At 62.1% G+C, this 13,722-nt stretch carries 10 protein-coding genes; 4 read left to right on the forward strand and 6 right to left on the reverse strand.

All coding sequences use genetic code 11. The annotated features are described in order from the left end of the window. Positions 1–81: 81 nt before the first annotated feature. The 4 genes from AC1DOG_RS05875 (at position 82) to AC1DOG_RS05890 (ending at position 4,365) form a co-directional block, all read left to right on the forward strand. A complete protein-coding gene (locus AC1DOG_RS05875) occupies positions 82–1,182 on the forward strand; it encodes an ABC transporter ATP-binding protein (RefSeq protein WP_112943271.1) in 1,101 nt (366 codons plus the stop codon). After that, positions 1,175–2,110, forward strand: coding sequence for a carbohydrate ABC transporter permease (locus tag AC1DOG_RS05880; RefSeq protein WP_112943270.1), 936 nt, complete (start codon positions 1,175–1,177; stop codon positions 2,108–2,110). Before AC1DOG_RS05875 ends, AC1DOG_RS05880 begins: the two co-directional genes overlap by 8 nt. Then, positions 2,107–2,958, forward strand: coding sequence for a carbohydrate ABC transporter permease (locus tag AC1DOG_RS05885; protein ID WP_018898041.1), 852 nt, complete (start codon positions 2,107–2,109; stop codon positions 2,956–2,958). The genes AC1DOG_RS05880 and AC1DOG_RS05885 overlap by 4 nt, the downstream gene beginning before the upstream one ends. 81 nt (positions 2,959–3,039) lie before the next feature. Continuing rightward, complete coding sequence (locus AC1DOG_RS05890) at positions 3,040–4,365, forward strand: ABC transporter substrate-binding protein (protein WP_026282913.1); 1,326 nt, start codon at positions 3,040–3,042, stop codon at positions 4,363–4,365. A 70-nt stretch (positions 4,366–4,435) separates the two neighbouring features. Here the strand turns inward: AC1DOG_RS05890 and AC1DOG_RS05895 are convergent, their stop codons facing one another. The 6 genes from AC1DOG_RS05895 to bcsA all read right to left on the reverse strand — a co-directional run bounded on the left by AC1DOG_RS05895 (position 4,436) and on the right by bcsA (position 13,703). Further along, a complete protein-coding gene (locus AC1DOG_RS05895) occupies positions 4,436–5,104 on the reverse strand; it encodes an HAD-IA family hydrolase (protein WP_477927051.1) in 669 nt (222 codons plus the stop codon). A 129-nt stretch (positions 5,105–5,233) separates the two neighbouring features. Continuing rightward, positions 5,234–5,401: a hypothetical protein gene (locus AC1DOG_RS05900; protein WP_165936891.1), complete on the reverse strand. Its 168-nt coding sequence runs from the start codon at positions 5,399–5,401 to the stop codon at positions 5,234–5,236. Between the two features lie 127 nt (positions 5,402–5,528). After that, positions 5,529–7,892 (reverse strand): tetratricopeptide repeat protein, encoded by a 2,364-nt coding sequence (locus AC1DOG_RS05905; protein ID WP_112943269.1) that lies wholly within the window; start codon positions 7,890–7,892, stop codon positions 5,529–5,531. Then, positions 7,889–8,941 carry a family 8 glycosyl hydrolase gene (locus AC1DOG_RS05910; protein ID WP_112943268.1) on the reverse strand — a complete coding sequence of 351 codons (1,053 nt, stop codon included), beginning with the start codon at positions 8,939–8,941 and terminating at the stop codon, positions 7,889–7,891. The genes AC1DOG_RS05905 and AC1DOG_RS05910 overlap by 4 nt, the downstream gene beginning before the upstream one ends. Next, a complete protein-coding gene (locus AC1DOG_RS05915; RefSeq protein WP_112943267.1) occupies positions 8,938–11,514 on the reverse strand; it encodes a cellulose biosynthesis cyclic di-GMP-binding regulatory protein BcsB in 2,577 nt (858 codons plus the stop codon). Before AC1DOG_RS05915 ends, AC1DOG_RS05910 begins: the two co-directional genes overlap by 4 nt. Beyond that, a complete protein-coding gene (bcsA, locus tag AC1DOG_RS05920) occupies positions 11,514–13,703 on the reverse strand; it encodes a UDP-forming cellulose synthase catalytic subunit (RefSeq protein ID WP_112943266.1) in 2,190 nt (729 codons plus the stop codon). Before bcsA ends, AC1DOG_RS05915 begins: the two co-directional genes overlap by 1 nt. Positions 13,704–13,722 lie beyond the last annotated feature (19 nt).

Raw genomic sequence — 13,722 nt, forward strand, 5'->3', positions numbered from 1 at the left:
AGGCGCTATTCGCGCCGTTTCGTGCCAGCCATGTGTTCATATCGGATTTTCGGATTCTGACTGCAGCTTGGGAGCAGCCGGATGACGGCCAATATCGAAATCAGCAATGTCAGCAAGCGCTACGGCTCGATGACCGTGCTCGACGGCCTGTCGCTGTCGATCAAGGCCAATGAGTTCATGGTCTTTCTCGGCCCGTCCGGCTGCGGAAAGTCCACGCTTCTGAGAATGATCGCCGGGCTCGAAAGTGTCGATGAAGGCACCATCTCTATCAACGGCGAGCGTATCGATACGCTGCCGCCCGGCCAGCGCGACATCGCCATGGTGTTCCAGAGCTACGCGCTCTATCCGCACATGACTGTTGCCGACAACATGGCCTTCGGGCTGCGCAACATCGCGGTCCCCTCTGACGTGATCTCGGCGCGCGTGGCGGAAGCCGCCCGCATGCTGGAGATCGGGCACCTCTTGGAGCGCAAGCCCGGCCAGCTCTCCGGCGGCCAGCGCCAGCGCGTCGCCATCGGCCGCGCCATTGTCAAGGAGCCCAAGGCATTCCTCTTCGACGAGCCACTGTCGAACCTTGATGCGGCGCTGCGCGTGCGCACCCGCGTCGAACTCGCACAGCTTCGCAATCGCGTGAAGTCGACAATGATTTTTGTCACCCATGACCAGATCGAGGCGATGACGCTGGCCGATCGCATCGTCGTCATGAACAACCGCAAGATCGAGCAGATCGGCTCGCCGATGGAGATCTATTCCCGTCCGGCCAGCCGCTTCGTCGCCACCTTCGTCGGCTCGCCGACGATGAATTTCCTCGACGTTGGGATCTCCGAAGAGAGCGGCTTCGTCAGCGCCAAGCTGCCTGACGGCACGCAGCTCAAGACCGCCATCCGCGCTGCCGGCATCAAAGGCGGCAGCCATGCGCTTGGCATCCGCGCCGAGGCGGTGAAGCTCGCCAACGGCGCACCCGCCACCACGACGGGCAAGGTCGACGTGCTCGAGCGCCTGGGCGACCGCACGCTGCTCTATACCAGGCTCACGGATGGCAGCGTCATCGTCGCCGAAGATATTGGCAACAGCCGTGTCGCGATCGGCGATGAGGTGGGGCTGACGCTTGATGGCAGCAGAACGCATCTCTTCGACGCCGAGGGGCGCGCCTGGCACAATGAGGAGCCGGGGCATGACTGAGACAACGCTGTCTGGCACCGTCACGCTCGCCAAGGCTTCCGCGCGCCTGAAGGTGCAGAACATCAATGCGCCGCTTTGGCGCAACGCTATCTTCGTTCTGCCCTATCTGTTCTTCTTCGTGACATTGCTGGTCGTGCCGCTGTTCTGGGGCATCTGGCTGAGCCTCCACAAGGCGGATGCCTTCGGCGTTGGCCGCTTCGTCGGCATCGACAATTACTTCCGGCTGTTTCGCGACAAGATCTTCATCCAGGCGATCGGCAACACCTTCTATTTCGTGCTGCTCACCGTGCCTGCGCTCGCCATCATCGGCCTGATGCTGGCACTCGCCTTGAACCGCAAGACGCGGACGGCTGCGGCTTTGCGTACGATCTATTTCTCCTCATCGGTTTTGTCGGTCACCATCGTCACGCTGATCTGGCGCATCGTCTTTATCGGCAATTTCGGCCTGCTCGCCACCATCTACGGCTGGTTCGGCGCCACGCCGCCGGCGTTTCTCTCGGATCCGAAGCTGGCGATGATCGGGATCGCGATCGCGACCATCTGGTGGTGCATCGGTCTGCCGATGATGCTCTTCCTCTCCGCCTTGCAGCAGATCCCGGGCGATATCTACGAGGCGGCGGCGCTCGACAATGCCAGCCGGTGGCGCACGCTCTGGTACATCACGCTACCGTCCATCCGCCGCACCTTCGCATTGGTCGTGATCATCCAGATCGTCCTGCAGTTCCAGCTGTTCGGCCAGGCCAAGCTGATGACCATGGGCGGTCCGAACAACGTCTCCAAGCCGATCGTTTTCTACATCTACGAGGCGGCCTTCACCAAATGGGACCTCGGGCTGGGTGCTGCTGCCTCTGAAATCCTCTTCATGCTGATCCTCATCGCTGCCATGGCGCAGTACGTCATTTCGCGCCGGAAGGGAGAAGAAGGATGAGTGTCGCAACAGGTGGCAACATGGTCGGCCGTTCGCTGGGCGACCGCGTGATCCTTTTCCTCGCCATCCTCTGCGCGCTGGTGATGCTTGCGCCGGTGCTGTGGGTGATCGGCCTGTCGCTGAAGGAAAACAAGGAACTGATGGCGGATATGAACTCCGTCTTCAACGCACCTTACACGATCAACAACTATATCAACATCTTGGCGACCTCGTCTGTGTTCCGCTGGGTGCTGAACAGCGTGGTCGTCGCCGGCGGGCTTACCATTGGCACGCTGGTGCTCTCGTCGCTCGCAGGCTACGGTTTCGCGCGGCTGAACTTTCCCTATCGCAACACGCTGTTCATCATCGTGCTCCTGGGGTTGGCGGTTCCGGAACAGGCAGTGCTGATCGCCCGCCACCAGCTGTTCAGCTGGCTGAAGTTCCACAACACCTATCACGGGCTGATCCTGCCCGGCCTGTCGGCGCCCTTCGGCGTGTTCCTGATGACGCAGTATTTCCGCGCTATCCCCAAGGAGCTCGACGAGGCGGCACTGCTCGACAATGCGAGCCGCTTCAAGATCTTCTGGAAAGTGCTTCTGCCGCTGACGGTTCCCGCACAGGCGACGCTCGGCATATTCACCTTCCTCGGCGCCTGGAACGATTACTTCTGGCCGCTGATCTCGGGCACCAAGAAGGAAATGTATACGCTGACGGTCGGCATCGCCTCGACACAGACCAACTTCGCGCAGTCGGAAGGCCTCGGCTTCCTGATGTCGCAGGCGGTCTTTGCCAGCGCGCCGATTCTCGTTCTCTACCTGTTTTTCCAGAAATACATCGTGACGGCAGTCTCCGGCGCCGCTGTGCGCTGAGACTTGAAGCGATGACGTCGCACCGGCTTCCGGGGAGGAGGCCAGCCAAAGGGGCAAAGCCCCAAAGAGGAGGAGAAGGGCATGACACATCACTTCAGGAAATACATGCTGGCGGCGGCGTCCGTGATCGCGCTCGTCGGCGCGTCGCCGGCATTCGCCGCAACCGAGCTCACGGTGCAGCGCTTCTTCGGCGCCTGCGATGCCGATTGGGGCAAGAACACCGATGTCAGCAAGGCGGTCGGCGAGTGCGGCATCATCACCTCGCTGATCAATAAGTTCAACGCCGACAATCCCGATGTGCACGTTACAGTGACCACGGTCGAATGGCCGGGCTATGACCAGCTGACCGCGCAGTTCGCCGCTGGCGATCCGCCCGATATCGTCACCATCCACCAGTCGGTTCTCGCGGATTACCAGAGCAAGGGCCTGATCATGCCGCTCGACGACGTGCTGAAGTCCGTGGGCGTCGCACCGACCGATTTCACCGACGCCAGCCTCGGCGGCGTGACCAAGGACGGCAAGATTTACGGCCTGCCGATCGACAACTGGACCATGCTCTACCACATCAACATGGACCTCTTCAAAAAGGCTGAACTGGTCAACGCCGACGGCACGCCGAAGCTGCCGACCAGCCCGGAAGAGTTGCTCGCTCAGGCCAAGCAGTTCAAGGAAAAGACCGGCAAGCCTTACTTTGTTCAGAATCTCGCCAACGAGGTCGCGCTCTACACGCGCAACCTCTACACCTATCTCTTCCAGCAGGATTCCGCCTTCTTCGCGGATCCGAAGCAGGTGAAGATCAATACGCCCGAGGCCAAGAAGGTGCTCGAGATGTACAAGGCGATCTACGACAATGGCGACACGGTCAAGGATCTCGACTACGCCGCCAGCATCAATGCCTTCCTCGCCGGCGAAGGTGGCGTGCATCTGAACGGCACCTGGGTAATCGGCGATTACAACGCCTCATCCGAAACGGCAGGCACGGCGCTCAACAAGGGCGGCTACGCTGTCTACCCGTATCCGCAGCTCTTCGCCGGCAAGAAGGCGCAGTACGCGGATGGCCACAGCTGGGCCGTGTCGACCAAGGACCGTTCCGATGAGGAAAACGCCGCGATTGGCAAGTTCCTGAAGTTCTTCCACGACAATGATTTCGACTGGTCGCGCACCGGTCATCTGCCGGCGGTCAAGGCTGTTCTCGACTCCAAGGAGTTCAAGGCCCTGCCGCATCGCGACACGATCGCCTCGATCGCAACGCTCGGCACCGCATTGCCCTCGACCGTTCAGCGTCAGTTCGCGATCCAGGACATCATCGGCCAGGAAATGAGCGCCGCAATCACCGGTCAGAAGGATGTCGATGCAGCGCTTACCGACATGGAGTCGCGCATCAACGAGTTGCTTGCCAACATCTAAGGCTCACTCTCTCCCGAGCCGAAGAGCAGATGCCCGCCGCAGGTCTCGCGGCGGGCATTTTCGTTTTTGTTTACTTGCCGAGGCCGATCTTGCCGTCCTCGTAAATCCGGACCTTAACGTCCTCGTAGGAATGAAGTGTCGGATGCGAGGTCTCGAGGTCGTGGTGCTGCGTCGCCGTGATGACCAGAACATCGGAGCCGGCCGCTTCGCCTGCCAGGATACCTGCCTGCACATCTTCGAACACAAGGCATTCGCTCGGGCTGAAGCCCAGGCGCTCGGCGCCTAGGATGTAGCATTGCGGATTGGGCTTGCCGATCTCCACATCTTCAGCGGTCACGATGAATTTCGGGATCGGTAGACCGGCGGCTTCCAGGCGCTTATGCGCAAGCCGAAGCGGCGACGAGGTCACGATTGCCCAGCGATCAACCGGCAGCGCGGCCAGGAACGCGGCGGCGCCAGGCAGCGCAAAAACGCCTTCGACATCGTTGATCTCGGCTTCGGTGATGGCGGCTGCTTCCGCGACCGGATCGACGCCCGGCAGGTTCAGCTTCGCGATGGTGTCGACTCCGCGCGCGCCGTGCATGGTCGGAAGGAACGCTTCGACATCAAGTCCCTGCCGTGCGGCCCATGCGCCCCAGACACGCTCGGCGGCGAGTAGGGAGCTCAGGATCGTGCCGTCCATGTCGCAAAGGAATGCGGAGTAGGGGCGGTCGAAGCAGGAAGGCGTGGTATCCGACAATGGACGAGCTTTCTCATCTGTGACGGACAAACGCGCTCGCCCGTCTTCGTTTTCTTGCCAGCGGGGATACCCGATCCGCCCTGACATTGAAACCGCCCGGAAAGAGAAAACCTGCCACCGCAAGCCAGATCAGTGGAGATCAAGGCTGAGCTGCTGGCCTTTGATCTTGGGCAGCGGCAGGCCGATTTCGATCTTGCCGAAAACGCGGCGTCTTCGTTCGGCGTCACGCTCTCGCTCTGCTCGCGACGCGGCCACGACCGCCAATGCGTTTGCTATGACTTCCTCAGTTCTGGTCATACGCTTACCTCGCTATTTGTTCTTGTTATGTTCTATTTTTAGAAGAACGTCAAGAGCGACAAGCTAGAGTACGCTTTGCGGGGGGTGACTGCGGACACGTCACGCGGATCACGGGGATTTACAAGGCTTATTGTTTGCCTTCGGGATGCGTCGCATCCTTCAGATCCGCGAGGCCACGGTATCCATCCTTGCTGCCGACCGCTGCGGCGGCATTGAAGATGCGCTCGGCGTCTCCGTACATCTGCAGGTTCATGTAGCTGTAGCCCCGCAGCACCATCAGATCGATGCGCTCCTGCTGCAACTGCGCGCGTTGGTCCAGATAGACAAGAGCTTCGCGGTAGCGCTTCGCGGTGAAGGCGGCCAGCGCGCGATCGGCGAGGATGGAAACCTGCAGTTCAGCTGCTCGCTGGCGGGTCTGCGGCGCTTTGGTTGCCGCGACCGCGGCATTGTTGGAAAGCCCGGCGCGCAGATAGGCCAAGCTCTGGCCATAGGCAGCGTCCTCGCGGACCTTGCGGGTGGGGCTGGCGAGTGCCGCCTCGAAGGCCTCGACGGCTTCCATCGGGCGGTTCAGGTCCATCAGGCACCAGCCGCGGTTCAGCGCGCTTTGTGGATCGAGCAGGCGGGCATCGACGGTCGTCGAGCATCCGCGAGCTTGACGCGCCCCCCGCGTGGCAGGGGCGGTTCGCGACGCCTGCTGTTTCGGCTCTGCCTGTCGCGGTATCGAGCGTTGGGCCGGCGTGGCTGCAGCAACCACGGGAGCGGGCGCAGCGATCACTTGCGGCTGGTAGGTCTGCGTCTGCGGCGCCTGAACCTGTTGCGGCTGGACCTGCTGAAGCTGCGGAGCCTGACCGGGTCCGGGAAGCGGCGCGCGCACTTGCGGCGTCAGCGCTGAAGTCTCGCCAAGCTGTGCGATGCGCGTCGAGCGCCCAGCCCACAGGCGCTGCACTTCCGCGACGCCGCCGTGGTCATTCAATTGCTCGCGGGTGATTACCAGGCCGTAGGCAGACGGTTCGTCATCCGGTTTCCAGCGCAGCGCCGTTTCAAACCAGCGCGCAGCTGTCTGCGGCTGATTGAGCGAGCGTGCGTACCAGCCGAATTGTTGCGCTGTCGGCACATATTTCTGCGCGATGATCTCGGTCGCGATACGGCTCAGCACCTCCTCGGGAATATTCGCCGGCGGCTGCAGCGCCATGAGGTTGGCGGTGGCGGCGAGATAGGTTGCGGTTGCGTCCTTGGAATCGCTGCGCCACTTGTACATGACGTCTTCGGCTTCCTGTTCCTTCTTTTCCGCGATCAGAGCCAGTGCCAAGCCCTGCGAAGCGCTGGCGGAATCTTCCTTTGCGCGTGCGGCGCGGAACCACTTTTCCGCGTCTGCATAGTTCTCGCGGCGCAGGTGATACCAGCCGAGCAGGAGATTGTCGGAAGCCAGCCCCTGCGTCTCGGCCAACCGCTGCACCAGGGTCAGGTAATCTGGAGAGACCGCGAGGTCGGGATTGGCGTTGCCGGCGGCGACGAAATTGCGCGCGAGGTCGTTGCGAATGCTGTCGAACTCCCGACCGCCGTTTCCATCTGGACGCTCAAGGCCAAGCAGGACCTGCATCGGCGCGTAGGCCAACAGGCCGGACGCCTTTTGCATGGTCGCCAGACGCTCCTGCGGGTTGGTGCAGGTCTTCAGAATGTAGGTATAAGCATCTTGCGCCCGCTGCGTACGGTCCGTGCGGGCAAAGGCTTCTGCCACGCGCCACAGCACGTCGATATCGGCGCAGGTGAGCAGGCTTGGCGTCGCCGCGCCGATCTGCACAACGGTCGCATATTGTTTCAGATCAGAGGCGTTCACCAGGCGTGCACGCGCTTCCGCGACGTCCAGCCGGTCAAGGAGGTCGGCTGGTGGCTGCCAGCCGGCTTCAGCGCCCTGTCGGTCGGCGATCGCCTTGCGAAGCTCGGCGTAGCGGCCCTCGGAATAGAGCTGCCACATCGCCTCAAGCTGCTTGTCGCCGCTCTGGGGAACCGCGAGCGGATCCGCCGGCGGAACCCAGTTCGGATAGAGTGCCTGAAGTCGCGATATCTCGGCCTGTAGTCTCGCTTTGTCGCCACGGCTCGCGAAATAGCGAAGCGCGCTCTCGTCGACCTTTGGCGCCGCAGGCTGCGGGTTTGTCGGCGCGGCTGCCGGTCTCTGCGCTGCCGGCTGTTGTGGCTGCGGCTGTGCTTGGGCGACGGCGTCTGGCTGCGGGGCGGCGGGTTCGCCTTGCGGCTGTGCGTTGATTGGGGCTTGCGCGCCTGCCGTTGCCTGTATCTGCTCGGCGATCGACTGCATGTCAGCCGGCTGCTTGGGTGGACTGTCAGGCCCACTGATCCGCCCCATCAGCATTAGTTGGGGTGCTGCGGGCTGGTTGAGGCCGAGCATATCCTGAATGGCGGCGCGATCCTTCAGCGCGGTGACAAGACCTGCCACCACCACTGCGACCGACACTGCGACAAGCGAGGATTTCAAAGGCACTCTGGATGTTTCTCCGCGACGAAGGCCAACCCCAGGAGTTGAAGGGTTGATGGATAGTAGAGCGATGGCGCGAACTGCCGGGACGACGCGGGCAGCTTCGTTCCTTGTGCTACACAGGCCACAACATCGTTAACAATTCGATAACCAGCGTCATCAAGTGATTGTTTCGGCTGGCCGTCTTTCAAGTTGATCGTTGCCGGCGCACCATTGCCGGCGGTCATTCCCGAGGACAATCGTAAGAGCAGTTCCTTGTCCGAAACTCCCGCCCGGGCGAGGTAGAGAGGAATACGTATGGCGTTGTAGCCGAACTCCACATCGAAACCCTCGGCCGGCTGCGGCTGCCGGTGAAGGCTCACCCAATCGGACGGAAGCTTGCGTGGTCCGAATTGCATGGAGCGCAGCAAAGTCAAACCGTCCTCGGTCAGCGAACCCCACGCATCGGATGGAGCAAGCAAGGCCATGACGGGAATGGCTTCGTAGATCCAGTAGGAGGGATTGACGACCGGGCCATCCTTGCGGTCGGGAACGGTGAAGCCCTCGACCCCAGGGAGCAGGATTGTTCGCCCCCCCGATTTTACGACAGCATGGGCCAGAAGCGCGTTCGCGATCTTGGCGGCAGCCTCCAGATAATCGTTGTTCTTCCAGGCGGATCCCGCCAGCGCCAGGGCATAGGCTATCAGCATGTCGCCATCGGATGCGTTGTTGGCATCGGTCACATGCGGCTTGGCCGATGGGTCCCACTTCCAGACCGCGAGGCCGTCGTCGCGCAGCAGCAGTTCTGTCCGGGTAAAGTACCAGATCTGCTCGAAATCGGCCTGGTCGTTTGCTAGGTAGGCGAGCCACATGCCGTAGCCCTGGCCCTCGCTATGGCTGATATTGCCGTTGGCATTGTCGATGATGCGGCCGGTGGGGTCGAGGAACTTTGCCTTGTAGGCACTCCACGACGCTGCATCGATCTTCGCCGTCTGCGCGGATGCGGGCTGCTGCAAGCCAAGCAGCGATGCGAACGCGACCGCCACCATTATGGTCAGCCACCCCCTCATTCGCGACGGCCCAGTCGGCCAAGCATGCCGGCTGTGGCGACGCCGATCAGCAGCGACAACACAACGAGCAGCACCGCGTAGGACAGGACATTGGTCGAGAGCCAGTTCGCCGCGATCAGGCGATAGTTGGCGAAGGTCCAGGTCTCCGTCGCGATGAAATCGAAACGGCTGACCGGGACAGTATCGATCTTGCCGGTCACGGCCGAATAGGTTGTTACGTGTCCCTCGATCTCGGGCCAGTTCAGCTGTGACGTCATGGCATCAGCACCTTCCCTGAGATCTTTGGCGGATGGCGCGGTCACGATCGTCCAGGTCCCGTTGCCCGCCGTATTCGCGCCTTGCGCGATCAGGAAGCTGTTCGTGTTGGAGGGCGTAAACACCTGCTCGGCGCCGGGAATGAACTGCAGCGTGCTCAGCGAAATATCAAAGTTGCGACGCAGCCATTCCTGGAACGAGGTAATCTGTCCCTGCCAGACGCCGCCGCTCACCTTGGAGCGCCATTCGTCGAACATTACGTTGGTCTCGCTCGGCGTCGTCTGCGTCGCGGCTAGCGGCCGCCATGTCGCCTGGCTGGTCGTCGCGATGTTGAGCTGCGAAAGCACCGCCTGAGGCATCTGCGAAATGGAGCCGACGAACATGGCGTCGCGTTCGCCGATCGCGCCCGGCGAGGCGGCGGGTTCGACGTCGATCGGCCGACCTGCCATCAAGGCCATCTGGCCGAGCACGGTTGCCGTGGCGGAGAGCGTGTCGGGGTCCACGCGGTCGATGAAGAGCGGTGTCGGAGATGCAGCGCGGCTGTAGGGGTAACCCGTTCCGGCGAGTGCCGCCAGATTGGGGCGTTGGCCGACCCGGGCGAAGTCGGGCATGTGAAACTCGCTGGTGTCGAAAAGCGCAAAGCGTGGTCCCGCGCCGGCAGCCGTGCCCGGCACGCACACATTGTCCTCATCCGTCTGCAGGATTGTCTCGATCGATACCGAGTTCAAGCCGGGCTTGAAGTGTCGCATCGTCACGCGGATTGGCAGGTGTCGATAGATGCCGCCGCCCTTCGTGGTGATTGGTAGGGTCGAGGCAATGTTGCCGTTGACGTAGACGTCGATATGGCTGCCCGGCAGCACATTCTGAGTATAGGCGGCGTCGAGCAGCACCGTCGCCTCGCCATAGGCGTTGGCGTAGAAGTCGGCCGGTACGGCGATGTTGAAGGTCGTACGGAAGCGCCGTCCTGAGAACTCGGTCGATTTTACACCCAACTGGGAGAAAGAAATCGTCTTGTCGGCGAAAATCAGTGGCGCATCGGGCGCGGTCCAGCGCTGCGTGGCGAGCGCGTCGCGACGTACGGTGACGGCGCGGTCGGTTGTCGAGACGATCGTTTCTATTGCCGTGGCGATCGCCGGCCAGGATGGTCCGGTAATCAAGAGCACAGTCTGGCCAGACCGTGGATCGGTTGCAAAGGTTGCAAGAGGAGCAGTCTGCGCGGCGACGGGAACCGCAAACAGTGGCTGCAATTCGCTGGGCGTGCCGACCACGACCGTCATCCGGCCAGGAGACGAGGCGGGCAGGGAGCCGCTTGTAAACGACATGGTCTGGTTCGGCATGCCGCTGAGGACCGACAAACCCTGCACCAGCCTCAGAAGTGGTTTTGTTGTTCCCGGCTGCTCGAGCGCGGGAACGACGAAGTTGAACGCGGTTTGGCCGGCGCCGTCGACGCCGATCGCGCGGATTGCATCGGTGCTCGAGAATTTTGCGGCCTCTTCGCCGACAAAGCTCAAATAGGTCTGCGATGGGTCGATGTCCGACCAGAGCTCATACGTCGATTGCACGCTGCAATCGGTACGATGGCGCTGCTTCGCCTCGATCGTCAACAGGTTGGCACCGGGCTGCAGCAGGCGCGGCGGGATGCTCAAAGATACGGTCGAAGCTCCATCGGGCGAGCCGACGGGTTGCTCTCCAATCACCCTGTTGTTGATCAGTATCGTGAATTGCGAGCTCTCGGGCGCGACGACGATGGCATTCTGGTAGGTGAAGTTGAAGGTCGCCTGCGCCGCGGCCTGCTCCGGTGTCAGGTAGACAGACCACGACTTGCGGTCATATTCGCCGTCCAGCCCAAGCTTTGAGAAGGGCACCACATAGCGGCGCGATGTGCCGGGAGGCAGGGGAGCGGACGCCGTTTCGGTTACCGGTTTCTGCGGCGGCTGTGCTGCTGGTGTCGCAGCCTGCCCTGCTGGTGGCGGCGGCGGTGCTGATCTTGGCTGCGTGGCAGGTGCATCCGTCTGCGCTGGCGGCGATGCCGGCTGTTGCGCCGTCGGTGTCGCGGGAGTGACGGCGAAAGGCTGCAGAGGCGTAACGGCTGCCGGTGGGGCGGCGGGTGCGGGTGTCGCGGGCGGCTGCGTTGCGACCGTCGGCGCCGGCGTTGTTGTTGGAGCGGAAGCGGGAGGCGTCGCCGGAATCGTCAAGCGTGGCACCGCTGGCGTTGCCTCGGGCGGACGTTCGCCAGTCATGTCGAAGGGCGTTGTCTGCGCATAGGCGAGAGCCGTGGCGGCAAACAGGAAACCGAGGGATGTGGCGATCTTCCGCATCAGCCATTCACCTTCGAGACTTGCCGCTGCTCTTCACGCTCCGGCCGCATACTGCGGAAGAAATAGACCAGGCCGCGGCTCGTTTGATAAAACGCAAGACCGACGAACCAGATCGTTCCGCGGATCAGGCCCGGATTGCGGCGACGGCCTTCCTGGAATTGCGTCCACTGCGCCGAGTTCGCAAACATCAGGTCGGCGATAAGCCGGTGGTCCAGCGCGCTCTTCGGGACATACTGGCAGCCCACCGCAAGCAGTCCGTCCGTCGGCTGAATGTTGCGCACCACGAGCGGTAGCGTTTCGAGATCGGCGCCGCTGAACGGACGGAAGCGAACTTCGCCTTCGACGCCGACCAAGGACTGCTCCAGCTGCTTGTCGAACACATGCAGGCGGGCGCCGTGCACCGACACGTCCTCGATGGACGCCGTGTACCACTTGCCGTTGATGCCGAACTCCGCGCGACGGTTGACGCGCACGCGGCGCGACGAAGCGCGTTCGCCGCGTTCCGACACGACGCCGAGCGCACAGCCGGCCATGATCAGGTTGATCAGGTTCCAGCCGCCGACGACGAGCGTGACGTCGGCCTTATAGGGCTCGGTATAGATGCGGTAGATGGTGACGATCAGCGCGATGATCTGCACCGCGAAGATGACGAAGAAAGGGCGGCTGATTTCCGACAGCCGGCTGACGGCGATCGACTCGTCCTTCGCTGTCACCTTGAATGTCGGCTTTCGCGGGTTGAGCATGACCGAAATCACCGCCGGCAGCAGGTGCACCGTCTGCACATACTCGTAGAGCTCGGAAATCCACGGCCAGCGGAACGAACCGTAGAGGTAGTTCTGCATGATGAGGTTCACGAGCATGTAGGCGAGGGTATAGGCCAGGAACTCGCCGCCGGAGGCGGTGAAGATTTCCAGGTCGAAGAAGAGATAGAACAGCGGCGCAAACAGGAAGACCGTGCGCGGGAAGGGGAACAGCCAGAAGAGCGTCGACGACATGTAGCAGAAGCGCTGCGGGATCGTCAGCCCGCGCTTGAGCAGCGGAAAGCGGAACCTGAGGATCTGCATCATGCCCTGCGCCCAGCGGCTGCGCTGGCCGATGAAGCTCGCAAACGTCGCCGGCTGCAGGCCGGCAATCAGCGGCTTGTCGACATAGATGCTGTTCCAGCCGCTTCCGTGAAGTGCAAGTGCTGTCTCGCAGTCTTCGGTGATGCTGATGCCGCTGAAACCGTTCTGCGATTCCAGCGCCTTGCGGCTGAGAACCGCCGCAGAGCCGCAGAAGAAGGCCGCGTTCCATTTGTCGAGCCCGCGCTGGATGATGCCGTAGAACATCTCGTTCTCGCTCGGCATGTTGTCGAAGGTGCGCAGATTGCGCTCCAGCGGATCGGGATTGATGAAGAAGTGCGGCGTCTGGACCAGGAAAAGCTTCGGATCGTCGTCGAAATAGCCGACGGTCTCAAGCAGGAAGTCGCGCGCAGGTGCGTGGTCGGCATCGAAAACCGCGATCAGTTCGCCGGTCGAATGCTGCATACCATTGTTCAGATTGCCGGCTTTCGCATGCTCGTTGCGTTCGCGCGTGAGATAGCGGACGCCGATTTCCTCGCAGAGCTGCTTGAGTTCGTTGTGGCGCGCGACGGCTGCCTGCGCCTCGAGCAGCTTGTTCGAGTTGCGCTTCTGCACGGTCCCGCCGTCGTCAAGCAGCCAGACGGTCAGCTTGTCCGCCGGATAGTCCATCGCCTTGGCGGCCGAGAGTGTGTTGGCGAGAAGGTGGGAATCTTCGTTATAGGTGGGCACGAAGACGTCGACGTGCGGAAAACGCTGGAGCTTTCCCACGCGCGAAGGACGAGGCGGCAAGGGTGTCGCGACGATGAAGAGGCTGAGCGCCAGCATGGCGACGCTATACATTTCTGCGAGATAGAGCAGCAGGCCGGGAATGAAGTTTTCAGGCTGGTTGACCGGGGGCAATGTGTTGGTCGTTCGCCAATAGACATAGCGCATGACGATCGCCGTACCGAAGGCGAGCGCGATCAGGCGCCATGTGCCTTCACCCTTCAAGCCCTTGATGATCGCCATCACGGCGACCACGGTAATGCTGGCGATCAGCTGCGCCTGCAAATTCACCGGCAGGGTCACCAGTGCGACCACACAGATCGCAACCACTGCCCAGATCAAGATGCTGCGGGCCTTATGCATCGGCTTTCCTTCAAAGGCA

Source organism: Rhizobium sp. 01N48, assembly GCF_056399145.1.